Source organism: Ruania rhizosphaerae, from assembly GCF_009805705.1.
GTDB lineage: Bacteria > Actinomycetota > Actinomycetes > Actinomycetales > Beutenbergiaceae > Ruania > Ruania rhizosphaerae.
In genome coordinates this window covers 251,345-274,392 of the sequence record NZ_VSMB01000004.1, presented here as the reverse complement: position 1 = coordinate 274,392, position 23,048 = coordinate 251,345, and the positions used below count along the sequence as shown (strand labels likewise).

Genomic DNA, 23,048 nt, shown 5'->3' with positions numbered 1-23,048 from the left:
GAACGAAGCTCCGAGCATCCAGCCGCATTGATTCGCCCACGAACGCTTGATGAATCAGAGCACGACACCGAGATCATGCCCCGAAGGAGACGATGACCATGACCCAGTCCAGAACCCTGCTGACGCGAGCAGCTGGCGTCCTGCTGGCGGGAGTGATGCTCGCCGCAGCCGGAGTCAGCGCACATGCGGCGGGCGAGACACCCGCTGAGGAGCCCAATCGGCTCACGAACACGAGCTTTGAAGAAGGCGAGGACGCTACCAACGCGCCAGGCTGGGCGCCCCTGTGGGGAAGGAACGAACTTGTTTCGTTCACCGACGAGCGCGCGAGCGACGGCGTGCGGAGTCTGCACATCCTCCGGGAGGACGGGATGCGTACCGGTGGGCTGGTTTCAGACCCGGTGCCGGCGGACGCGGGTGAGACATATGAACTCAGTTTCGACCAGTACCGCGAGGGCGGCGCGCTGAGCGTCACGTTCTACTTCGACGATGCCGAGGGCAACGTGATCAGCCAGCCGTACGAGATGGTCCGTTCGACGACGGATACCTGGCAGCGGACATCAGTTCGTTTCGAAGCCCCTGAGGGCACGGTCTCGGCACGACTGCTCTTCTATGCTGTCTCCGGGGCGACGCTCAACACGTTCATCGATGATGTGTGGTTCGGGCTGGCGAGCGAGGAGCCTGAGGAGCCCGAACTGTCTCCCGTCGAGACGATTCTCGCCCAGGATGAGAATCTCGAGTACCTGGGGACCCCGGTGACGAGTCAGATTCCCAGTCAGGCGGCCCAGGGAATCGAGGACGGTAGGCACGTCTCGTATCAGGTTTTCAAGGGGAATCCTTCGAGTGGATACCCAGCGGCATTCGCGGTCACCGACATCGAGACAGGCGCACAACTTCGAACGTGCGAGCTCGGCGACGCCGAGAACGCGAGAAACTTGAATATCGCGGACGACGGCCGCGTCTACTGGGGTACGTACCATGACTCCAAACTCTGGAGATATGATCCACTGACTGGTGAGTGTGCCGATCTGGGCCGATTCAGTGGTCATAAGGACTCCACCTTCGGAATGTCGCCTGGTCCTGACGGGTCGATGTATGTCGGCTCCTACCCGGAGGGCCGGCTCTATCTGATTGATCCTGAGACTGACGAGGTTGAGTTCCTTCGGCAGATCGGTGCCGGTATCGACTACATCCATTCAATCGCTTACCACGCCGAGACCGAGACGGTCTACGTCGGCACCGGTGTGCAAGAGCCGCAAATCTGGAAGATCGAGGAGCGCGGTCGCGGCGAGCAGACCCTGATAGCCGATGACTCGCTCGTCCCTGGACTGAGTGATGAGGGGGCCAACACCATCAGCAGGATGGACATCGTCGGCGACCGGATCATCGCCCAGGCGCGTTTGCGGATGCTCGTGCTTGATCTCGCGGGAAATGTCATCCACTGGGATCCCGAGCAGACCCGATTCTTCTTCGGTCACCACAGTATTGAGGGCGCCGAAAGGGGTACCGCCATCTTCTCGACCGGCGGTGGTGGACTGCTCATCTATGACACGGCCACGAACTCCTTCACGTCCACCGACATAACGATCGGTGGGTACCTTTCCAACGGTGTGGTGGATTCATCGAGTGGTACGTCGCTGCTGTATGGGACGTCGGCGTCTGGAGTCTTCGTCGCCGATCTTGAGGCAGAGGAGCTCCTGTCGGCCAACCCGGTTGAATTTGCTCAGCCGACGCTGATTCAGAAGCTCTTCGCGGGCCCGGACAACACTGTGTGGGCATCGGGATACATGGTGGGCCTGTCGCAAGTTGACAAGGATGGCGACACCCATGGGCCGACGATGCAGCGTGGTCAGTTCGAATCCGCTGCGATTCGGGACGGGCAACTGTACTTGGGTGCCTATGGAGAAGCCAGGTTCGACCGGCTCGACCCGGCCACCTATGAACCCGCAGATCCCAGCACCGTGCCGACGCTATTTACTGGGGTCGACTTTGGGCAGGACCGACCGTTCGGGATGGCATATGGCCCTGACCGTGACGAGTTCTACATGGGGTCGGTGGCCACCTATGGTGAGACCCAGGGCGGTGTGGCGATCTGGGACGCGGCGACCGGTGAGCACGAATGGCTGACTTCCGAGATTGGCCAGGACGAGAACATTGTCTCTGTCGCGTACAATCCCGTCGACGGTCTGGTGTACCTCGGCAGCACTGTGGATGGCGGGCTCGGATCGGACCCGAGTGGCAACACGGCGGGCAAGCTGATCGTCTTCGATCCGGAGACCCGGAGCGTCGTCACTACGATCGACCCGGCCGGGAGTGAGCGCGAGGGCATCACCGGATTGATGGTCGACCCCGACGGCGTGGTGTGGGGCGTCGCCGAGGAGGCACTGTTCGCCTACGACCCCGCTACGGGTGAGTCGGAGATCATGGGCACCGTGGGTGGCCGCTACCCAGACGGCAGGACCTTCTGGGCGTACGGCACGGTCTCGATGTCAGATGCTGACGGGAGAATCTACGTCACGGCGGGCAGCCGCTTCAGCGTTCACGATCCCGAGACTGGTGAGACAACGCGGATCGCGAACGGTCTCCAGTGGAGCACCGTGGACGAGGACGGCGACGTCTACCTGAGTTCGGGTGCCAACCTGTTCCGGTACAACGCGGCCGGCTCACAGGAGCCAGTGACCTGCAGCGAGACACTCACCGACCGGGTCAACGGTGGTCTCACTGTCGCCGATGGGGAGGTCCTATGCGTCGAGGCTGCGAGTGTGAACGGTGGCGTATCGGTCGAGGCCGGTGGTGTGCTGGTCGTCGAGGGGTTGAGTGAGATCCGTGGCGGCCTGACTGCAGTGGATGCTGTGAGTGTGCAGGTGCGCGACAGTCAGATCCGCGGTGCCGTGTCGGTGACTGGCACGACGGATGAGTTCGTGTTCGCGGGCAACGACGTACATGGCTCGGTGCAGTGCTCCGACAACGCCTCCGTTCCGGACGATGAGGCCAGTGCCAACACGATCACCGGCTCGGCCGATGGTCAGTGTGCCGGGCTGGTCGTGGCGGGTGGATGATCTGCCGCGCTGCTTCATCGACCCCGTTGGGTTGAGCCACTACGGCGAATACACCCGCTAGCAAGGAGGAGCCAGCCTCACGGTTGACTCCGCCGCCCCGATGGTCCGATCGATCAAATGGTGAAGAGGTCACTCATGACATCCCAAGGATCTGCTGTACTCGCCCGGCCGTTCATTCGCTCGTTGCTGGCGGCACTCGCCTGCCTGGCGTTGCTTGCGTTGAGCGTGGCAGGGCAAGGTACTGCCCGGGCCGACTCGCCAGACAACTCGCGAGTCGGCCCGATCAACGGCGGCTTCGAGGAGCCGATCGTGGAAGGGCAGATCCCGGGCTGGGACCAGCGGGGCGGCACAGCTGGAGGCTCCACTGTCGTGACCGATCCCGTGTTCTCGGGTCAGCACAGCCTTCGGTTGGACGACCCGGAGGATGACAGGTCATATGGGCTGATGAGCGACCGGATGCCGATACGCGCCGGGCATTCATACCAGTTGTCCCTGCGCGCGCTGATCGAACGTGGCTCACCGACTCTGTACGTCTACTTTTACGACGCGGACGGTCGCCAACTCGATGTGGAGTACGCGCACTACACCGATGAACCGGCTGGGGAGTGGACTCAACTGCGCCTGGATGCCAGCGCACCGGAGCAAGCCGCTACTGCATCAATCTATCTCTACTCGAACATCGCCCGGATCTCGACCTTCCACGTCGATGAAGTCAGCCTCACCCACACCCACGCCCCACTCGAGGTCACGGACCTGGGCACTGCGTTCCACAGCCCGAACGTCCGCCTGGCCGAAACCGACGTCCTCAGCGATGGCACCCCGGTGGGATATGTCTTCTCCGACGGGGAACCGGTGAGTTTCAACGTCGTCGATCTGCGCACCGGCGAACTGCTGGACAGTCATGACATGGACGCCTACTCCATCGCTGCCTCAGTGGTGGTCGATGATGACGACAGCGTCTACTTGAGCGTGCGGGGACCCAACGACGGTTCGCTGTGGCGCTATGACCCCGCATCCGCTGAGATGGAACGGCTCGCGAGCAGGATCGCGGGCGAGCGCATGCTCCGCAGCCTCGTCATCGCTGAGGGGATGCTCTTCGGCACGACCTATCCCAACGCCAAGGTGTTCTCCTACGACCTGGCCACCGGGGCGATCCACGACTATGGAAGCGTCGTGGACGATGGTTCGTATGCGTGGGGCTTCGGCATGATCCAGGGCAACCTCTGGGTGGGCACGGGCACCAATCCGCACCTCATGGTGCTGGACCCGGAGACGGCGGCCTTGGCGGAGATTCCGCTGCCTGAGGAAGTCGCCCAGGCTGCGGACTTCATCACGCGGGTGCAGCAGCTGGGTGATCTCGTGCTCGTCAGCTTCTCGCCCGGAGGCGCGGAGAACACGGCGATCTACGACCTGGCGACCGAACAGTGGATCGGCGGTATCGGGGGAACTGTCGGTCCGTGGACGGCGGCTTCCTCGGACGGACTCTCCTACTACGTGGGTGATGGCACGGTACGGGCGTTCGACCCTGACTCCAGGCAGAGCCTGGACATCGGCTGGGCGGAGAGCGACCTTGCCGAGGAGTTGGACGGTACCAACGCCGTGTCCCTGGTCGAGCTCGGCACCGAGGCTTTCCCGGGCGAGAGCCTGATCGGCTATCGCGCAGACGGGACGATCTGGCGATACAACCTTGCCACTGGCACCGGGGATGTCATCGAGCCACCGATCGTGGGTGCTCCTGCGACTGTCCACTCGGTCGGTACCGGTGGCGACGGGAACATCTACTTCGGTGCGTATCTGAGCGCCGGGGTGATGGCCCGGCTAGATCCGGCCACTGGTGAGCTCGAACAGCTGACCGGGCCCAAGCAGGCTGACAGCATCACGGCGCACCACAACCGCACCGTCGTCGGGACATACCCAGGCGCCGACTTCCACGTCGCTCTCGGCAATCGGGACTGGGAGTGGGGGCAGAATCCGGCGCATGTGCTCGGCCTCGGCCGGGAGCAGTACGGGCAGGACAGGCCCGTCTCCCTGGTCTCCACCGGAGCCCGGGTGGCGGCGGCCACGATCCCGAACTACGGCGAACTCGGGGGCGCCCTGACCTTGTTCGAACCGAACAGCGGCCGGTACCAGGTGCACCGCAACATCGTCGAGGACCAGAGCATCACCGAACTGGCCTACCGTGACGGCCTGGTCTACGGCGGTACCAGCATTCACGGTGGTCTGTCCTCGGAGCCCACCCAAGACGAGGCGGAGCTGTTCGTGTGGGACACCCGCCGAGACCGACTGGTCTCCAGCAGCGTGGTGGTCCCGGGAGCAGAAGTGATACACGCTCTCGCCTTCGATCACGACGGAGATCTGTGGGGCTTTGCCGACAACGGGGTCTTCTTCGAATACGACGTCGAACGCGGTGAGGTAGCCCGCACCGTCTCGACCCCAGCCCGGGTGAGCAGCAACTGGGGGCGGCTCAGCGAGCTCTATCTGCATCCGGATGGGCAGTTCTACGGGGACTCCGGTGGAAGACTCTTCCGCTTCGACCCCGAGACTGACGAGTTCGTGACGCTCATGACCGATGGCGCCTTCCACTCCACGATCGATACGGCCGGGAACATCTACTTCGCCGACGAGACCAACATCTACCGATACGTTCCCTAGTCCGCCCCCGGCTGCCCCGTGGCAGGGATCGGTCGTGGCGTTCAGCCGAACCGAGAAGAGGTACGCAAGCCACTATGTCCAAGACCGACATCCGGGTACTCGACACTGCGATCGCCTACCGTGACGTCCAGCTTGCGTCGCCACTGACGATCAGCGGGGGATCGATCACGCACTTCACTGTTGCTGAAGTCGATGTGGCGGTCGTGAATCGCTCAGGCGAACGCGCAACGGGTCACGGTGAGAGTGTGCTGTCGGTGCCATGGGCATGGCCCGGAAGTGACCTCTCCGTCGCAGAACGGGATGCGGTACTGCGCGAGCTGGTGCACGGCTATGCGCAGCGGGCTACAAAGCTCGAGCCTGCTGATCCGATCGCGATGTGGGGACATCTGGCCGCCGGCACCGAGGCCCTCCTCCGGGCAGCCTTGCGGGCGCCTATGCAGAAACGAGTCCCGAAGCTGGGCGCAGCCCTGGCGCTGGGCGCGGTCGACAATGCGCTACATGATGCGTGGGGCAACGCAGCGGGTCAGAACGTGTTCGGGATGTACACGGCAGATCATCTGGCAGATGATCTACGCGCCTACGGTCTGCCCGGCCGCTACCCCGGCGACGGGGTCGAACCTTCGCCGCGGCAGTCGTTGCCTGTGCAGCACGTCGTCGGCATCTCCGATCCGCTGACCACCGAGGCGGCAGGAGACGGGTCGACTGCGCTTGCGGACTGGATCGCGCAGGAGGGTGTCGACCGTCTCAAGGTCAAAGTGGCCGGAGCCGATCCTGTGGTCGATGCTCGGCGGATCGCCGATGTCTACCGCACCGCGAGGTCACAGGGTGTCGTGCCGCACCTGGCCGTCGACCCGAACGAGGGGTATACGGACGCGAGCCTCGCGGTGACCATGCTGGACGAACTCTCGGCTTCCGATCCGGGCGCCGCCGCTGCGGTGCAGTACCTGGAGCAGCCGATCCCCCGCTCAGCGGCTGCCGACCCGCGTACGATGTGGCGGCTCTCTGAACGAGTGCCCACCATCATGGACGAGGGATTCACATCCCTCGCAAGACTGCCGCGAATTCGCGGAGAGGGATGGTCCGGGGTGGTCATCAAGGCGGGTAAAGGACAGACACCTGCGGTGATCGCGGCCGCTGTTGCGCGGCGCCTCGGATTGTTCGTCGCCGTTCAGGATCTCACCGCCACCGGACGTGCGTATGTGCACTCCGCGCGGATTGCCAGCGCCTTGCGGGTGAGTGTGCCGCAGCTCGAGTACAACAGCAGGCAGTACGCTCCCGCAGACAATGACGGGCTCCGTAGCGTGCTCCCACAGCTGGCCAACGTGAACGACGGTCAGGTGAGGTTGGACGGGCTCGACGGAGCGGGGCTCTACGGCGCAGATGTGTGGACTCCCCAGTAGCGGGACTGGCAGAGCAGGGAACGCACCTGATACGAGTCGCGCCCCCTGCCCTGCGCCCCGATCGGTGACGGGCGGTGGTGCCCGTCACCGATCTTCGTGGACCACTGCTCTACTTCATCCCCGACATCATGACGCCACGGACGAAGTACCGCTGCAGGACGATGAAGATGATCAGAGTCGGGATGAAGCTGACCACTGCCGCAGCCATCATTGTCGCGAGCGGCACCTGCTGCTCTTGCAGTGTATTCAGCCCCACGGTCAGCACGTAGTTCTCCGGGGACTGCTGCGAGATCATCGGCCACAGGAAGTCGTTCCAGTGCCAGAGGAAGACGAACGTACCCAGCGTCGCCATGATCGGCTTGGTCTGCGGCAACACGATCGACCAGTAGATACGGAACTCGCCGGCACCGTCGATCTTGGCCGCATCGAGCATCTCGTCCGGGATGCTGTAGATGAACTGCCGCATCAGGAACATCGCTTGAGCATTCGCGATCGTTGCGGCAATCATTCCCCACATGGTGTCCAGGCCGTTGAGCCCGCCGACGATGAGATACTGCGGGATGATCGTGAGGTGGTAGGGGATCATCAGCATCGCGAGGAAAACCCAGAAGATCACCTCACGTCCCGCGAAACGCTTCTTCGCGAAGGCGTATCCGGCCATTGACGCCAGCAGTAGGACGATGACCACTGACACGACGGAGTAGATCGCTGAGTTCAACGCCCACTGCGGAATGTTCTGGCTGTTGAGAGCGTCCTCGAAGGCCGCGACGGACAGCCTATCCGGGAACATCGAATCTGGCAGAACGATGGCCTGTCCCGGTTGGAAGGCAATCATCACCATGGCGTAGAAGGGAAATGCTGTCACCACCGCCACAGCGATGAGCAGCACATGCATCGGCGCGAGGCGGCGGGCCCGGGTCAGGCGCCGGGACAGCGGCATGGAACCACTCATGCGAGGCGGCGTCGGAGCGGGAGCCGGCGATAGGTCACGTGTGATGGACATCAGTCGTCCCTCCCGACCAGTCGGCGTTGGATGAGTGAGAAGACCAGGGCGATGATCAGCAGAACAACACCCACCGCGCTGGCATAGCCGAAGTCGAAGTAGCCGAACCCCTGGTCGTAGAGCATGAAGGTGAGCGTGTAGCTTGCGCGCACCGGGCCGCCGCCGGTCATCACGAAGATGGTGTCGAAGGTCTGGAACGACTTGACCGTTTCGAGCACCAGCACGAAGAAGAGAGCCGGCCGCAGGGACGGGAGCGTGATGCGCCAGAAGCGCTGCCACCCGTTCGCGCCGTCGATCGCTGCCGCCTCGTAGTACTCCTGCGGAATCGCCAGCATGCCGGCCAGCAGGATCAGCATGTTGTAGCCGAAGTTCATCCACGCACTCACCAAGGCGAGCGCCGGGAGCACCCAGAAACTGTCTTGTAGCCAGCTGATCGGCTCGAGCCCGACGGCGCTGAGGAGGCGATTGATCGGGCCCGACTCGGAGAAGATCCACACGAAGATGAGGCCAGAGAGCACCGGCGACGTCACCGCGGGAAGGAAGAAGATGGAGCGGTAGAAGGCCATGCCGCGCATCATCCGATTGCACAGTTGAGCGATGGCGAGTGAGAGGACCACTGTCATTGGCATGGCGATCGCGGCATATTTCAGCGTGACCCAGAGCGCTCCCCAGAAGTTGGGGTCAGCGAAGAGCCTGGCGTAGTGGTCGAGCCCGACGAACGTGAGTGCGCCCGTGAGGCTGTACTCGCCGAAACTGAGACCGATCCCGAAGATCGCTGGAAGTATGCGAAAGACTACGAAGAACACCACGTACGGCGCAATGAAGATGTACGCCGCAATCGCGCTCTTTGACCTCCACCACCTTCGCTTGCGGGTCGGTGGCTGCCGCGCATCCTGCGCCGTCTGGTCCACCGGTGCGGATCCCGTGGCTACTGCCATGATTGATCCCTTTCTGAGTAAGCGTGGGGCCAGCGCAGTGGCTGGCCCCACGCAGACAAAGACATCTGTCCGGGTCAGAGAAGCCCGTTGACCTCGGCCGCAGCGGCGTCCAGCGCATCCTGCGGATCGGCGCCTTCGAGCAGCACGCTCTGAATGTGCGGGCGAATCATGTCGATGATCTCGCGAGCGTTGGGGTGCTGAACACCAGTGCGGAGATGCTCAAGATAGTCCGCTCCTCCGGCGATCTGCGGGTCATCTGCGAACAGGCCCTCGATGTCAGCGCGCGGTGAGAGGTACCCCGCCTCGCTCAGGAAGTCCTCGAGGAACTCCGGCTCACCCAGGAACCGGACCCAGGCCTGAGCGGCTTCCGGTGACTCGGTGGTGTTGAAGATCGACCATGCACCCACGGAGCCAGAGGCAACCTGCTCGACGTTGCTCATCGGCGGGACGGTCTCGATGACGTCAGGGTCGATGAACTGTCGGGTGGACGCCAGGTTCGAACCCATCACGTATCCGAGGTTCCCCTGCCCGGCATCGGTCTGTTCGAAGGGCTCGGCGATGCTCAACGGTTCCTGCGGAACCCACTCGTTGTCCACCATCTCCTGGATGAACTCCAGTGCCTGCAGGCCTTCCGGGCCGTTGAACGTCGCCTCGGTCATGTCCTCGTTCAGCACATCACCGCCTGCCTGCCAGAGGTAGACGTAGAAGGTGTGGTTCAGCGTGGAAACTCCGTTGTACTCGGTTGCGTAGTAGCCGGCTTCCTGGATGGCCGGCGCGGCGTCGCGGAACTCGTCCCAGGTGGTCGGGCAGTCAGCAACACCCGCCTCCTCGAGTACTTCGGTGTTGCAGTAGGACGTCTGCAGCTGCATCAGCATGGGCTGTCCGTAGAGGGTGCCGTCCCAGGTCATGGCCTCGAGCGAGGAGTCGTAGAACTGGTCCCAGTCCTCGCGCAGGTCATCTATCGGGAGCAGCAGGTCCTGGTCGGCGTACTTCGGCACGAAGTCCGGGTTGAAGTAGACGACGTCGGGCGCGTTGTTGCCGGTGATCGACGTGACGAGAGACTCTTCACGTCCCTGCCAGGCCTGCATCACGACCTCGACCTCGACGTTCGGGTACTCCTCGTTGAACTCGTCAACGTAGGGCTGCCACCAGGATGCCTCGGCGATGGTTGAGAACGGATAGGTCCAGAACGTCACGGTGCCGGAGACCTCTTCCGGGTCGACGTCTGTGGTGTCTGTGGGAGTGCTGCCGCTACACGCAGCGACGAGAAGTAGCGCGCTCGTCGCGACGGCACCGGCGGCAACTGTGGTCTTGTGCCTCATGGTCCCTCCATTGGGTTCGATCGTGTTGGTCGGAACTGCAATCGGTTGCATGCAACGTAACGACTGACGACGAGACGTGTCAAGACACCGGAGGGACGTATCTCAATCGTGACCTTTGCCAGCCTGGTTGGCGGGAAAGGTCTGTGGTGTGGTCACGACATCTCCGGCGCGCGTCCACACGTGCAGATCCCGCACCCGCATCCGCGTCTGGTACATGAGCCGCAACGCAATCCTCCCCGTACGCAAGATCGGGCCGTAGTTCTGGAAGGAGTCGTCGTGGCCTTCCACGACCCACTGGCCGTCGATGGCGCCCCGCAGTCGTGCCCCCTCCTGCACCAGCAGCAGGCGATGCCACTGCCCGACTTCGACGACCGGAGAAGCGCTCAGCGCAAGGTTCCGCGTCCACGGATTCTTGACCAGGGTGTGAGAGGCGACGTGCTTGGGTGTGGTCGGGGTGCGCCGGAAGAAGCCCCAGTAGTAGTTGCGGAGCCGGTTCCTGTTGATGACTTGCATGGCGCCGCGTGCCAGGTCACCTGGATCGGCGAGCACATCCTCGCCCTGCATCCCGCTCGCGTGCGTCACGAGCATCCCGAACCCGCTGTCCTGCTCCATCCGGAAGTCGAACTGGACGGCGAGATCGCCCTCGAACATCTGCGGGCTCCACAGGTACATGCGCGATTCGTCCGCGACCTCGTCTGGTGTGTGCAGCACGAGCCCCTCGCTGGTGGTGCGCAGCTCCCTCATCTGATGCGGAGGTCGCTGGCAGCCGTGCAACGTCCACCCGTCGATATCGCTCGGATGGGTGAAGGACGTCTGTAGGTCTAGGCTCCAGTCGGAGCCGGGCTCCCAGTCCACTCGAGCGCGAGGCTGGGGTTCGAACAATGGCCGGATCCGCTCGGCTGCCGCACGACTACGGGATGAGGCAGACGAGGCGAACTCCTCCCGTACGTCGGCTGCGGTGAGCTCACGATCGACTGCCTCGATCGAGGCGAACACCATGGCGGGATTGCCGAGGTGGAGTCGGGTGCCCGGTACATCAGCGGTGAAGTCGAACTCACTGATCCCTGCCAGCACCCCGTTCACCCACAGACACATCCGCTTCTCCCGGTCGGAGAACGTCAACACCAGGTGGTACCAGGTGGCCGCAGCCAACGGCAGGCTCTCGACCTGCGTGGACGCCGGCAGCCGCCCGGGCTCCGGTGTGCCGTGGACCAGCTTGGCCTGCATGGCCGGCCGGATCTGCGAGGTCCACAGCCAGCTGAAGACCCCGCCGGCCCCGCCCACGGGAGTGTCGCTGACCAGCCGGTACCGCTGTGCCTCGGGATCGTGCTCGAGGATCCACGCCAGCGGTGCCGCCACGTCCAGATCCTCCAGCGAGCACACCCACAACGAGAGCGACCATTCGGCCCCGCGCAGCAGGTCGGTCTCGAAGGTGAGTTCGCTCGTGCGGGTGGTCGGGTGATAGCCGCTGCGCCCGTCAACCGTGACGAAGCGGTGTGGGCCGTGGGGGCGTACGGTCCCCGTCAGGCAGTCGGGGCTGCTGAGGTCCACGGGAAGGGTTCCTTTCTCACCAGGGGCGAGGGACGCCGTCGTGATCGGCACTGTCCTGAGCCAGCAAGGCGACTCGTGTGGCCAGCAGGCTCTGCGCCGTCGTGATCTCCGGCTCGTGGCCGGCTGCCACTGCATCGAAGAAGTAGGCCGCTGGGCGCAGGCCCGGCGGGAGGTCCACCTGACGGCGGGGCTCGTCGTGCGTGGTGACCGTCACGGAGTCGTATGCCCAGTCCAGCTCGGCCGTGCCATCCGTTGCGGCCAGGCGCATCCGGTAGTGGCCGTGCACATCGGCTGCCTGCGGAGCGAGCCAGTTGGCCTCGATCGTGGCCGTGAGATCCCCGGCCTGCAGCAGCACTGCCACATGGTCATCGAATTGGGGGTGGTCGGCCGCCCGGGCGTTGCCCGTGACGGCCGAGACTGTCCCCGAGGTCGCGCCACTGAGCATCAGGGCGAGGTCGATGTCGTGCACCGGGAGGTCTCCGGCGATCCCGCCATAGGTGCTGCGGTCCAGGAACCAGGCCGGGCGACTGGGGAGGTTGAGCTTGTGCGGACCGGTACTGGCCATCAGCGCCGGCTCGCCCAGGGTGCCGGCGTCGAGCAGGTCTCGCAGGGCGAGGGTGGCCGGATAGAACCGCTTCTCGAAGACGACGGAGACGTGCCGGTGCTCCGCGGCGGCGAGTTCCTCGATCCGGTCCAGCTCGTCAAGGGAGGTGCACAGCGGCTTGTCTGCCACCACGTGTGCCCCCGCCTCCAGGGCCGCGATCACGGCCGCACCGCGGCGGGAATAGACGCCGGCGACCAGTGCGACATCGACCTGGTGGGCTGCCAGTAGCGCGGCGGGGGAGTCGTAGCGTGGTGTGTCGCCGATATCGGACAGGTGTGCCGCCTGCATGTCGGGGTCCGGTTCAGCGACGGCGACCAGTGTGCAGTTCTCCCGTGCGGCCACCTCGTCGAGCGCGTACGAGACGTGCGGATGTGCTGCTCCCAGGATGGCGACCCGGATCATGCCGACACCTCCACCTGCGTGCCGGTCTCGGCGGCCCGGTAGATCGCATCGAGCAGGTGGACTGTGCGGGCTGCCTCCGGTGCATCGATGGCGCATGGGCGCCCCTCGCGGAGTGCGGCCATGACCTCCTGCCACATGGTGACGTGCCCGGCGATGCCGATGGCGGCCGGATCGGCGGATCCGCTGGTGACCGACGCCGATGAGGCGGGACGTGGGACTCCCGGAATCTCCCAGCGCAGGATCTCCCCTTGTCCGAGTTCGACGGTGCCGCGCGAGGTGTGCAGGGTCAGGGTCGCGGCCGAGCCCGGAGGGGTGGCCGTCGAGGTGCTGATGAGGCCCAGGCCGCCGGATGCGAGACGCAGGGTGGCCACGGTGGTGTCCTCGGCCGCCATGTCATGGCCGAGGGTGGCCTGCTGCGCGGTCACGGCGTCGACCGGGCCGCACAGCCAGCGGAGCAGGTCGGCGTTGTGGACGCCCTGATTCATCAGGGATCCGCCGGCGGGCATCGTGGTCCGCCAGGGGGCTGCCTGGTAGTAGTCGTCGTCGCGGCTCCAGTGGACCTGAGTGACGGCGAGCCGGATCTCACCCAGCTCGCCGGAATCGAGCAGCTGCTTGATGGCGGCGACCTCGGGCTCGAATCGCCGTTGGGCGACCATCGCGACGAGGACGTCGTGCTCGCGTGCCGCAGCGACGATGCGGTCCGCATCGGCAGCCGTGGTGGCGAGGGGCTTCTCGACGACGGCGTGTTTTCCGGCCGCGGTGGCGGCGAGCGTGAGCGAGGCGTGGGTCTGCGATGGCGTGCAGATCGCGACGACATCGACATCCGGATGGTCGATCACCTCGTCGGCACTGCACTGGCGGGCGGCCGGCCATCCGCCGTCTGAGATCACCTCCGGGTTGCCGCCGCTGTAGGCGACCAGGGTGGTGCCCGCCACGTGATGCAACGCCCGCGCGTGGGTGGTGCCGATACTGCCGGCGCCGACGATTCCGACACCGATCGCTTCTGCTGTCGTGTGTTGCCGCATGAGCTCACCCTACGAGAGCTTCTCCTTGAACTGCAACCGATTGCATGTCAGGATGGATCTGATACCTGCAACGAGAGGACATGCGCGTGACCGGCATCGGCTTCATCGGAACCGAGAACTCCCACACCCGGCATTTCATCCGATTTCTCAACGAGGAGGGCAGGCATCCCGGCGTGCGTGCGGTGGCACTGGCTGACGGCCACACCGAACGGAACGCGGAACTGGCCGACGTGGGCGGGATCGAGACGATCGTGACCGAACCGGCCGAGCTGATCGGTGTGGCCGATGCGGCGATCATCTCGACGCGGGACGGTGCCCGGCACCGTGAGCAGGCGGAGCCGCTGCTCGCCGCCGGTATGCCGGTTCTCGTGGACAAGCCGCTGGCGACCACGCCGGCGGACGCGGCCGCGATCCTGGACGCCGCTGCTGACGCCGGAGCGGTGGTGTACTCCTCGTCCGCGTTGCGGGCAGTGCCCCAGATCGCCGAGCTGATCAGCGAAGGTGCGGACTCCGGCCCCCTGCGGAGCCTGCATATCGTCGGCCCCGGCGATCCGGACAGCCCGTACTCCGGCCTGTTCTTCTACGGGATCCACCACGTGGAGGCCGCGCTCGAACTGCTCGGCAACCCTGCTGTTGCTTCCGGCGAGATAGCCGCAACCGTTCAGCATCACGGCGACACCACGACTGCGTTGCTCCGGATCGCCGACGTCGATGTCACCTTGACCTTCGTGACCCCCACCGACACCGAGCGAGTGCCGTTCCACCTCACAGCGGTCCACACCAATGGGGTGGTGACCCGGCCGATCGCACTCCACCCCGACTACAACGCTCCGGCCTTGGCCACGTTCGTCGAGGCGATCTCTTCCGGGAAGTCGCCCGTGTCGCGGGAGACGATGATGGCACCGGTCGTCGTGCTCAGCGCGATCGTCGAGGCACTCGAGGCGACTCGGCAGGTGCAGTCATGACCGCCGCGCACCTTCGGTTCGGCGTGATCGGGGTCGGGATCATCGGCCGAAAGCATGTGGAACGGATTCGTCAGGACGACGTTCCCGCAGAGCTGGTCGCCGTCGCCGATGCTTCGGCCGAGGCGGCACGGTCCATCGCATCCGACTACGGAGTCGAGGCAGAGACGGTCGAGGGACTGCTGGTGCGTGAGGACGTCGACGCCGTCGTGATCGCTATCCCGTCCGGACTGCACGCCGATGCGGCCGTTGCCGCTCTGGATGCCGGCAAGCATGTGCTGCTGGAGAAGCCCATCGACGTGACCGTCGACGCGGCCGACCGCATCATCGCTGCCGAGCGGCGCTCGGGCAAGGTGCTCAGCGTGGTCAGCCAGCGACGGTTCCTGCCCGAATCGGGCTTCCTGCGCGAGTCGATCCGGTCCGGTTCCCTCGGTTCGATTACCTCGGCCACCGTCGAGATCGCCTTGTGGCGGACGCAGGAGTATTACGACTCCGGCGCGTGGCGCGGCACGTGGGCGCTGGACGGCGGCGGTGCGCTGATGAACCAGGGCGTGCACCTGGTCGACCTGGCGCTGTGGCTCCTCGGTGAGGTGGAGGAAGTGCACGCCTACGGCGGCTTGCTCGCACACGAGAACATCGAGGTGGAGGACACCATCTCGATCACCGCGCGGTTCGCCGGCGGTGGCGTACTCACCTTCCTCGCGAGCACCACGGCGTATGGCGACCTGCCGATCCGGATGGCCATCATGGGCGACGGCGGCAGTGCCGTGACGATCGCCGGGAAGATCGAACACTTCGTGACGGCGCAGGAACATGACCTTCCCGCGTTCGAGCCGAACGACATGCAACGCGCGCAGCTCCTCGACTTCCTCGGGGCAATCGAGAACGCTCGTGAGCCCGTGGTCACCTCGACCCAGGCCCGAGCCGCAGTCGCCTTCATCGAGGCGGCGTATGAGTCGATGCGCAGCGGGAAGCCGGTGCAGCCACGATGACCCCAGGCAGTGGCGAATCCGGCACTGCGTGAGGTTCTCGACTCGCCGGACCCGCGGGTGTGGACCTTCCTGGGTGACAGTGTGACGGCGGCCAGCTGGCACACCTGGGGGAGCCGCGGGTTCTCGGAACTGGTCGAAGAACGGTTGCGGGAGCAGGGACGTTCGCGGGACGCGGTGATCAATACGGCCGTCTCGGGATGGCAGATCACCGACCTCGAGCCAGAGCTGGAGGCGCTGTGCCTACGGTTCGCACCGGACGCCGTCGTGATCGGCTTCGGTCTGAATGACACCAGGGGAGGCGCCGACGGGGTTCAGGCGTTCGGTCGGGTCTACCGGGAGGTCATCCGGCGTATCCGGGAGACAACGGACGCCGTCGTGGTGGTGATGACCCCGAACGGGACGTTGCCGACGGCGCCGGCGCACGTGGTGGACCATCTGCCCGCCTACGTCGAGGAGGTGCGGGCCGTGGCAGCCGACACGTCGGCCGTGCTCGTGGACCACTATGCCGAGTGGCAGCAGGCCGAGGAAGGCTCCTGGTTCCACTGGCTCGGGCACGGGTGCCACCCGAATGCCTACGGGCATCGCGCGATGGCTCGCACGGTGATGCGTGCGCTGGGGATCTGGGACCCGGAATCCAGGAGTGGGCGGCTCATGATCCCGTGAGGGAGCGAGGTTTCGCGAATTGACGGCCTGTCCACAGGCTCAAGCCTGCTGATCACGTGTCAGCGGAGCGGGTCGAATGCCGCTAGTTCGCTGGGTGCTTCTCCGGTGGTGATGAGATCTGCGAGGAGTTCTCCGGTGGCGGGCCCGAGGGTGATGCCCCACATGCCGTGACCTCCGGTGACGTACACGCGAGGTGATCGTGTTCTACCGATGAGCGGAAGTCCGTCGTGGGTACAGGGCCGTGAGCCGACCCAGTCCTCTACTCGGTCGGCGGGGTCGCCGACATTGAGGAGGGGGCGGACGCTGTTGACGATGGCCGTGATTCGGCGTGGATCGAGTGGGGCATCGGGGGATCGGAACTCCATCATCCCGGCGATACGCAGCTTGTCTCCGAGTGGCGTGCAGGCGACGCGTTGGTTCGGAAAGTACAAGGGCCCGCTGGGCAGATGGTGCGTTGGCACACTGAAGCTGTAGCCACGTCCGGCTTGTACGGGCATCCTGACTCCGTGCGGTTGTGCGAGCCGGTCGAGCCAGGCGCCGTTGGCGAGGACGACGGCATCGAATGCCTCGGTGTCGTTGGTGTCCGTCCGGGTGACGGCCGCGTTCTGTGTGTTCTCTACGGCCGCCACCTCGGTGCCAAGTTGGAACGTTCCGCCTCGGCGCTCAACGGCAGCGGCAAGCTCTGCGGCGAAGGCTCCGGGGTTGATGAAGCGTTGGTCGCGAAGCCTGATTGCTGCTCCGACCTCGTCCCCGAGCAGGGGTTCCATGGCGTGAACCTCTTCTCGGTTCAGGAGGTCGAAGTGGACATCCAGTCCGGCTGCCCGAACGTGGTTGAGTTCTTTCACGAGGTGTGTGCGCTCGGACTCGGCGCGAAAGGCAGCCAGGAACGGGTTGGCCGACTGGGTGTGCGCGTTGACTCCCCCTTCGGCGAGGTGGTCGAACGCCGAGAGTGCGCGGTTGTTGATCGGAACCAGTGCAGCCATCGAGCGACGCCATCGAGCGGCGGTGCTGTTGCACGCGAACTTGGTCAGGAACTGCAGAAGTCTGGGGCCTATGGGCAACGGTAGATAGACGGGTGATGAAGGGTCGAGCACCGCGCGTATCCCATATCGGAGGACGGCCGGGTCTGGCAGTGGTGCGGCCAGGCCCGGCGTGAGCCATCCTGCGTTACCCCAGCTTGCACCGGCAGCGATCCCGTCGCGGTCGATGACGGTGACCGCCACGTCTCGCTCCTGAAGGAACCACGCGGTGGCGAGTCCGGTCATTCCGGCGCCGACGATCGCGACACTGCGGGGCGGACTGTGCGTCGAACGGGTCGTCCTCATGTCACGAGTGTGGAGTGTGGCCGGACCGGTCGTCATGGACGCTGCCGTGCAAAGTTCGCGCAGAGCATTGTGCTCGGCGCACAATGACTCGATGAGTTCAGCTTCTGACATTGCGGCCTCCTTGGGCTCGCCTCTCCTGCAGGTGATTGCCGGTGAGGCAAATGTCACGGAGGTGCGCGATGTGGTCATCGCCGAACCAGATGACACTGATCCCAACGGGCCAGGAGACCTGGTGCTGGGGGTCGCGGCTCACGATGTCGACCACGCCGAGCGCCTCGTCCGGCGTTGTGCGCAGAGGAGCGCGTCGGGGGTCATCCTCCGATCGGGAGTGGCAGACGAGCAGCGAGTCATCGAGACCGCGCAGCAGGTGGGGATTCCGCTACTTTCTCTCGGGGAGGAGATCGCGTGGGCGCACCTGGTCTGGCTGCTACGTGGACTCGTTGATCCTGCCGTTCCGCACTCTGGCTCCGTCGACGGCGATCCTGCGCCGGAGAGAGGCTACGACCTGTTCGCCCTGGCCGATACTGTGGCCGCGATCGTCGGCGGACCGGTCACCTTTGAGGACAACCGATCACGGATCCTGGCCTACTCATCAGGTCAAGCGCAGACAGACCCAGCACGCGTGGCGACCATTGTCGGTCGCCGGGTCCCCGAAGAGGTGACAGCCCACTTCAGGGCACGCGGAGTCTTTCGGCGGCTAGCGCGCTCAGACGAAGCGTTCGTCGTTCGAGACTGCCCAGATGGGACACTTCCACGGCTCGTTGTACCGGTCTGGGCCGGCGGCCAGTGGCTCGGATCGATCTGGGCCATGGTCGAGCGATCGGTCGATGAGAGCACCACGGCTGAACTGCGTCGTGCCACCTCGATCCTCGCGCTGCACCTGTTGCGAATGAATGCCGGCGCCGATATCGCCCGAAGTCAGGTCAAGGAACTGATCCGCGCCACCTTGCGGGAGTACGCCCCCGAGCGTCCTATCGCACGTCTGCTGCCCGGGCGCGGGCCCTGGCGGGTCGTGGCGCTTCGTGCACCGTACAGCCGGGGCGTCGACGAGCATGCGCAGATGTGGGCCACGACCCTACGACGGCATGGATGGCGCCAGGCAGTCGTGGCCGACCTGGATGGCACCGTCTTTGCCGTGGTCACCGACGACAACTCCGGTTCGACCGAGCCCGGAACCTGGGCATGGTTGGGCGCGCTGGTGCGCGACCTTGCCAGTTCAGAGGCTCTCGGATGGTCGGCAGCGGCTGGAACGCTCGCGATGGTGCCAGAGCTGCCACGCTCGCGGGCGGAGGGGGCTGAGGCCCTCGAGGTCCGACAGGCGGGCTTGGTTGAGAGCCCCGCAGTAGCTGTGGAAGACGAATGGGATGCGATCGTCCTCGGCCGAGTCCTCACCACTGTGGACCTGATGGCCCCAGGTAGCCCACTGCGAGTCTTGCTCGACCACGATGCCGACAACGGCACCTCGTATGTGCCGACACTCGGCGCGTGGCTGAAGTACTACGGCGAACCGGGCCGGGCAGCTCGATCACTAATGATTCACCCGAACACCCTGCGCTACCGCATGAGTCGGCTCCACCGCCTGGTCACCCTCGTCCTCGACGATCCACAGCAGCGACTCGTGCTGCAACTGCAGATCGAAGCCATTCATTCTCCCCGTGGCTGACGCGAGGCTCGCTTCGCTGATTCGGCTCAGGTCCGGGTTGTAGTTCCGCTCGACACCGTGAGGTGCCCACGATGCCCTTCACTGAGCCGACGGTCGCCGTCGCCTTCGCAGGGCCGGGCGGGTTCCTGCGCCGTGAATCCGTGTTCGATCTGCTGAGGCTCGGACAGTTCAACCCTCTGAAGGTGCGAGTCGGCACCCGCCGTCGGGTGCGGCGCACTCTGCCGGAGTGGATGGAGCTGGCTCGTACGTTCCTGCGTGCACTCGAGCTCTGGAACCTGGAATCCAGGAGTGGGCGGCTCTTGATCCCGTAAGGGAGCGAGTCTTTGCGGAGTAGCGACTTATCCACAGGCTCAAACGATCGGCGGGTCGGCCTTGAGAGGATCGCGCGATGGTCGTCTCGTCTTTCCACGCGTGGGTGGACGAGTCGATGCACATGGCTCAGGGTCAGTTGCGCGAGGGGATCTATGTGCTGGCGGCCACGGTTGCAGATCCGAGCGTTTGTGATGAGATTCGAGACCTCTTGCGAACGCTGCGCACCGTCCCGGACGCGAAGCTTCATTGGAAGGACGCGGGCGGTTCGCACCGGCTCCGCATCTGCGAGAGGTTGGCTGATGTGGGCGTCTTCCACGCCGTCGTCGTTGGGGTGTCGGTTGATCCGCGCCGCCAGGAACGCGCGCGGCGGTTGTGTATGGAGCGCTTGGTCTTTGAGCTTGCTGGCCACGAAGTTGCCCAGGTGTGGGTAGAAAGCCGGACGGATTCGTTGAACAGGCGAGATCGACGGCTGGTCGACGCATTGCGCACTCGACGCGTCATGCCTCCTGCGATGATGCTGGACTTCGCGCTACCCCGTGAAGAACCGATGCTCTGGTTCCCCGATGTAGTTGCGGGAGCCATCGGTCTGCACAGGCGTGGTCTCGACAGCCGCCCCTACGGCCTTCTGGAGCCCAGGATCACTGAGAGTGAGATCGCCCTGGACAAGCGTTAGGGCCGAGTCCCGGTATACCCCGGGGGTCTCGGCCCCTTCTTCCTCATCCCCAACGAGGCGAGGCAGATTCTGATTCTAGCACTCTCGATGAATTGTGCTCAGCCGAGCCGATCGTAGTTCTCGGATGTCACCTCAGCGCGGAGGGTGCCCTCCCGCAGGAAACTCTCAACCTCGCTGACGACGGTCGCGCCTTGGGCGAACCGGGCCTGCACGGTGCCGCCGGCGACGTGCGGGGTCAGGATCGCATTGTCCAAGCCGAAGAACGGGCTGTCCGAGGGGAGCGGTTCGGTGGTGAACACGTCGAGGCCCACCTTGAGGCGACCAGCCTTCACTTCGGCGAGTAGCGCCTCCTCGTCGGTCACCTGGGCCCGCGCGGTGTTGATGACGATCGCACCGTCCGGGAGTAGGGCGAGCTGTTCGGCGCCGAGCATTCCGGCCGTCTTGGCCGTGACGGGAGCATGGATCGAGAGAACGTCGCTCGTTGCGCACAGCTCTTCCAGGTCGCACAGCTCGACGCCGAGCTGGCGTGCGTCGTCGGTCGAGCAGTACGGGTCGTAGGCGCGCACGGAGGTGGCGCCGAGCCCCTGGACCATCGAGGCGTAGTGCCGGCCGACGCGGCTGAGGGAGACGATGCCGATGTGCTGTGCGGCGATGCTCTGGCCCAGCGTGCCCTGGCCACCCTCGCGCCAGTCGCGGGTGCGCTGAAAGGCGCGGTCGTGCCACACGAGATTGCGCAGATGGGCAAGCGTCATGGTGAGCGCCATCTCGGCCACCGGCAGCGCCATCGCGTCGGCGCCACCCTGTGCCAGGCGAAGCTGGCCGCCCAGGCACTCCGCGGGGAACAGGTTGCGCACCGATCCGGCGCTGTGCACCGCCAGGTGAAGGCGCGAACCTGCCAGGATGGCTGGATCGAATCGCTCGGTGCTCCACGAGGTGAGCAGCACATCGAACTCGTCGCCGATGTCCGCGGGGACGGCCACCTTCCCGTCGGTTTCCATACCGAAGACGACCTCCCCGAGGCCGTGGAGCTTCGCCTGGGTCTGCTCGTCGTAGAGGCGGTCGAACTGGTCCGTGGTGATCGCGACGAAGATGCGGGCGGTCATGATGCTCCTGTTCTCGAAGTCGGTCTGCATGACTATCGCACATATCTGCAATCGGTTGCAACGACGGAAGTGAATCACCTACGATCGTGCAGCATGAAGACCCTCGAGAGCGCCGCCGTCGATGCACGTGATCAGCTGGAGCAGGTGGTGCTGCCGTTCTGGCTGACGCATGGGATCGACCACGAGTACGGGGGCTTTCACACGTGTTTCGACAACCGCGGCCGCACGCAGGTCTCCGGCGACAAGTTCACCTGGTCGCAGGGTCGATTCGTGTGGATGCTGGCGCGGGCTGCTTCCCTGACCCGCGCTGGACTGCTGCGTCCGGTCGAGGGCTTCGACGCCGACGCGTTGATGGCGTGCGCCACACGCGGCGCCGACTTCCTCGCGGAGTACGCCCTTCGCCCCGACGGCACCTGCTCGTTCGCTCTCGTGCGCGACGGATCCGTCGAAGCAGGAGGCCACCCCGTGAGGAGCGTCTATGCCGATCTGTTCGTGGCGATGGGATTCGCGGAGATCGCGCGGCAGGGTGGGCCGCAGCGGTGGCTGGAACCGGCACGCTTTATCGTCGACCGCGCCCGGGAGGACATCCACCAGCGGGTTGCGCCCACACCGCCGTACACGATTCCGGAGGGGCACCGAGCCTTCGGGCCCCACCTGATCCTCCTGAATGCGCTCCTCGTCCTGAGTGAGGCTGAGCGGAGTCTACAGATGCCGATCTCGCGTCAGGAGGCGCTCGCCTCCGAACTCGATGCAGTGATGTCATTTCACGACGGCGACCACGGCTTCCGGGAGATGCCTCCGTTGGGGAGGGCTCGCTCTGGCGACCCCGGCGAGAGTTCGGCTGGCCCGTCCGGTGCGGGCCTGGTCGCCACGCATCGCGTACCGGGCCACGCGCTGGAAGCGATGTGGATCGCCCTCGAGGCGATGGATCTGCTCGGCGATGCGACACATCGGGAGACCGCCCTGGCGAGCATCGCCCCCCTGTGCGAACTCGGGTGGGATGCTGAGTACGGCGGGTTGTTCCGATACGTCGACGAGGCCGGCGGCCCGCCCGCCGGTGTGGCCGGGGCGAGCGACTATGAACGTCTGGTGCAGACCACCTGGGACACCAAGTTGTGGTGGGTGCACACCGAAGCGGCCGCCGTCGCCGCCACGGCGGCCTGGCGGCACGACCGCCCGGAGGTCGCTGCGTGGTTCGACCGGATCTGGCACTACACCCTGAACACGTTCCCCGGCGGGACGGACGGTGAGGAATGGGTGCAGATCCGCAACCGGGACGGGTCGCCGCGCGATGAGGTGGTCGCACTGCCGGTGAAGGATCCGTTCCACATCACGCGCAACCTGATGCAACTGGTCGAGATCGCAGCCGCGCGCGCCGGCCGCTGAGGACTGAGGCCAGGGC

18 protein-coding genes are annotated in these 23,048 nt (G+C 65.2%); 10 read left to right on the top strand and 8 right to left on the bottom strand.

Translation table 11 applies throughout. From position 1 onward, the window contains the following. The first annotated feature begins 98 nt into the window (after nucleotides 1-98). From FV560_RS08605 to FV560_RS08595, 3 genes are all read left to right on the top strand, one after another. Nucleotides 99-3,056: a hypothetical protein gene (locus FV560_RS08605; protein ID WP_159621103.1), complete on the top strand. Its 2,958-nt coding sequence runs from the start codon at nucleotides 99-101 to the stop codon at nucleotides 3,054-3,056. 135 nt (nucleotides 3,057-3,191) lie between these two features. Beyond that, a complete protein-coding gene (locus FV560_RS08600) occupies nucleotides 3,192-5,708 on the top strand; it encodes a hypothetical protein (protein WP_159621102.1) in 2,517 nt (838 codons plus the stop codon). Between the two features lie 74 nt (nucleotides 5,709-5,782). Beyond that, nucleotides 5,783-7,108, top strand: coding sequence for an enolase C-terminal domain-like protein (locus tag FV560_RS08595; protein WP_159621101.1), 1,326 nt, complete (start codon nucleotides 5,783-5,785; stop codon nucleotides 7,106-7,108). Nucleotides 7,109-7,217: 109 nt separating this feature from the next. Here FV560_RS08595 and FV560_RS08590 read toward each other — a convergent pair whose 3' ends face one another. The 6 genes from FV560_RS08590 to FV560_RS08565 form a co-directional block, all read right to left on the bottom strand. After that, entirely contained in the window at nucleotides 7,218-8,048 is an 831-nt protein-coding gene (locus FV560_RS08590) for a carbohydrate ABC transporter permease (RefSeq protein WP_159621160.1), read from the bottom strand. A 62-nt stretch (nucleotides 8,049-8,110) separates the two neighbouring features. Next, nucleotides 8,111-9,049: a carbohydrate ABC transporter permease gene (locus FV560_RS08585; RefSeq protein ID WP_159621100.1), complete on the bottom strand. Its 939-nt coding sequence runs from the start codon at nucleotides 9,047-9,049 to the stop codon at nucleotides 8,111-8,113. 74 nt (nucleotides 9,050-9,123) lie between these two features. Then, a complete protein-coding gene (locus FV560_RS08580; protein ID WP_159621099.1) occupies nucleotides 9,124-10,371 on the bottom strand; it encodes an ABC transporter substrate-binding protein in 1,248 nt (415 codons plus the stop codon). 102 nt (nucleotides 10,372-10,473) lie between these two features. Continuing rightward, nucleotides 10,474-11,922 carry a DUF1961 family protein gene (locus FV560_RS08575; protein ID WP_159621098.1) on the bottom strand — a complete coding sequence of 483 codons (1,449 nt, stop codon included), beginning with the start codon at nucleotides 11,920-11,922 and terminating at the stop codon, nucleotides 10,474-10,476. 16 nt (nucleotides 11,923-11,938) lie between these two features. Further along, entirely contained in the window at nucleotides 11,939-12,928 is a 990-nt protein-coding gene (locus FV560_RS08570) for a Gfo/Idh/MocA family protein (protein ID WP_159621097.1), read from the bottom strand. Continuing rightward, nucleotides 12,925-13,953, bottom strand: coding sequence for a Gfo/Idh/MocA family protein (locus FV560_RS08565; protein ID WP_159621096.1), 1,029 nt, complete (start codon nucleotides 13,951-13,953; stop codon nucleotides 12,925-12,927). The genes FV560_RS08570 and FV560_RS08565 overlap by 4 nt, the downstream gene beginning before the upstream one ends. Nucleotides 13,954-14,033: 80 nt before the next feature. On the opposite strand from FV560_RS08565, the gene FV560_RS08560 reads away from it, so the two are divergent. From FV560_RS08560 to FV560_RS08550, 3 genes are read left to right on the top strand one after another with little or no spacing between them, the layout of a single operon-like run. Continuing rightward, the gene (locus FV560_RS08560) at nucleotides 14,034-14,918 is read left to right on the top strand and encodes a Gfo/Idh/MocA family protein (protein WP_159621095.1); all 885 of its coding nucleotides are present in this window, start codon (nucleotides 14,034-14,036) and stop codon (nucleotides 14,916-14,918) included. Beyond that, nucleotides 14,915-15,907 (top strand): Gfo/Idh/MocA family protein, encoded by a 993-nt coding sequence (locus tag FV560_RS08555; protein ID WP_159621094.1) that lies wholly within the window; start codon nucleotides 14,915-14,917, stop codon nucleotides 15,905-15,907. The genes FV560_RS08560 and FV560_RS08555 overlap by 4 nt, the downstream gene beginning before the upstream one ends. Before the next feature lie 9 nt (nucleotides 15,908-15,916). Continuing rightward, a complete protein-coding gene (locus FV560_RS08550) occupies nucleotides 15,917-16,570 on the top strand; it encodes an SGNH/GDSL hydrolase family protein (RefSeq protein ID WP_159621093.1) in 654 nt (217 codons plus the stop codon). Nucleotides 16,571-16,629: 59 nt separating this feature from the next. On the opposite strand, the gene FV560_RS08545 is transcribed toward FV560_RS08550, so the two are convergent. Then, nucleotides 16,630-17,895, bottom strand: a complete 1,266-nt coding sequence (locus FV560_RS08545; RefSeq protein ID WP_159621092.1) for an NAD(P)/FAD-dependent oxidoreductase — start codon at nucleotides 17,893-17,895, stop codon at nucleotides 16,630-16,632. 91 nt (nucleotides 17,896-17,986) lie between these two features. Here FV560_RS08545 and FV560_RS08540 point away from each other — a divergent pair, with 91 nt between their 5' ends. From FV560_RS08540 to FV560_RS08530, 3 genes are all read left to right on the top strand, one after another. Further along, nucleotides 17,987-19,558 (top strand): helix-turn-helix domain-containing protein, encoded by a 1,572-nt coding sequence (locus FV560_RS08540; RefSeq protein WP_159621091.1) that lies wholly within the window; start codon nucleotides 17,987-17,989, stop codon nucleotides 19,556-19,558. A 71-nt stretch (nucleotides 19,559-19,629) separates the two neighbouring features. Continuing rightward, entirely contained in the window at nucleotides 19,630-19,869 is a 240-nt protein-coding gene (locus tag FV560_RS08535; protein WP_159621090.1) for a hypothetical protein, read from the top strand. A 77-nt stretch (nucleotides 19,870-19,946) separates the two neighbouring features. Beyond that, on the top strand, nucleotides 19,947-20,543 hold the full coding sequence (locus FV560_RS08530) for a hypothetical protein (protein WP_159621089.1): 597 nt from the start codon (nucleotides 19,947-19,949) through the stop codon (nucleotides 20,541-20,543). A gap of 98 nt (nucleotides 20,544-20,641) precedes the next feature. Here the strand turns inward: FV560_RS08530 and FV560_RS08525 are convergent, their stop codons facing one another. After that, nucleotides 20,642-21,646, bottom strand: a complete 1,005-nt coding sequence (locus FV560_RS08525) for a hydroxyacid dehydrogenase (RefSeq protein WP_159621088.1) — start codon at nucleotides 21,644-21,646, stop codon at nucleotides 20,642-20,644. Between the two features lie 93 nt (nucleotides 21,647-21,739). On the opposite strand from FV560_RS08525, the gene FV560_RS08520 reads away from it, so the two are divergent. Beyond that, the gene (locus FV560_RS08520; protein WP_159621087.1) at nucleotides 21,740-23,032 is read left to right on the top strand and encodes an AGE family epimerase/isomerase; all 1,293 of its coding nucleotides are present in this window, start codon (nucleotides 21,740-21,742) and stop codon (nucleotides 23,030-23,032) included. Nucleotides 23,033-23,048 lie beyond the last annotated feature (16 nt).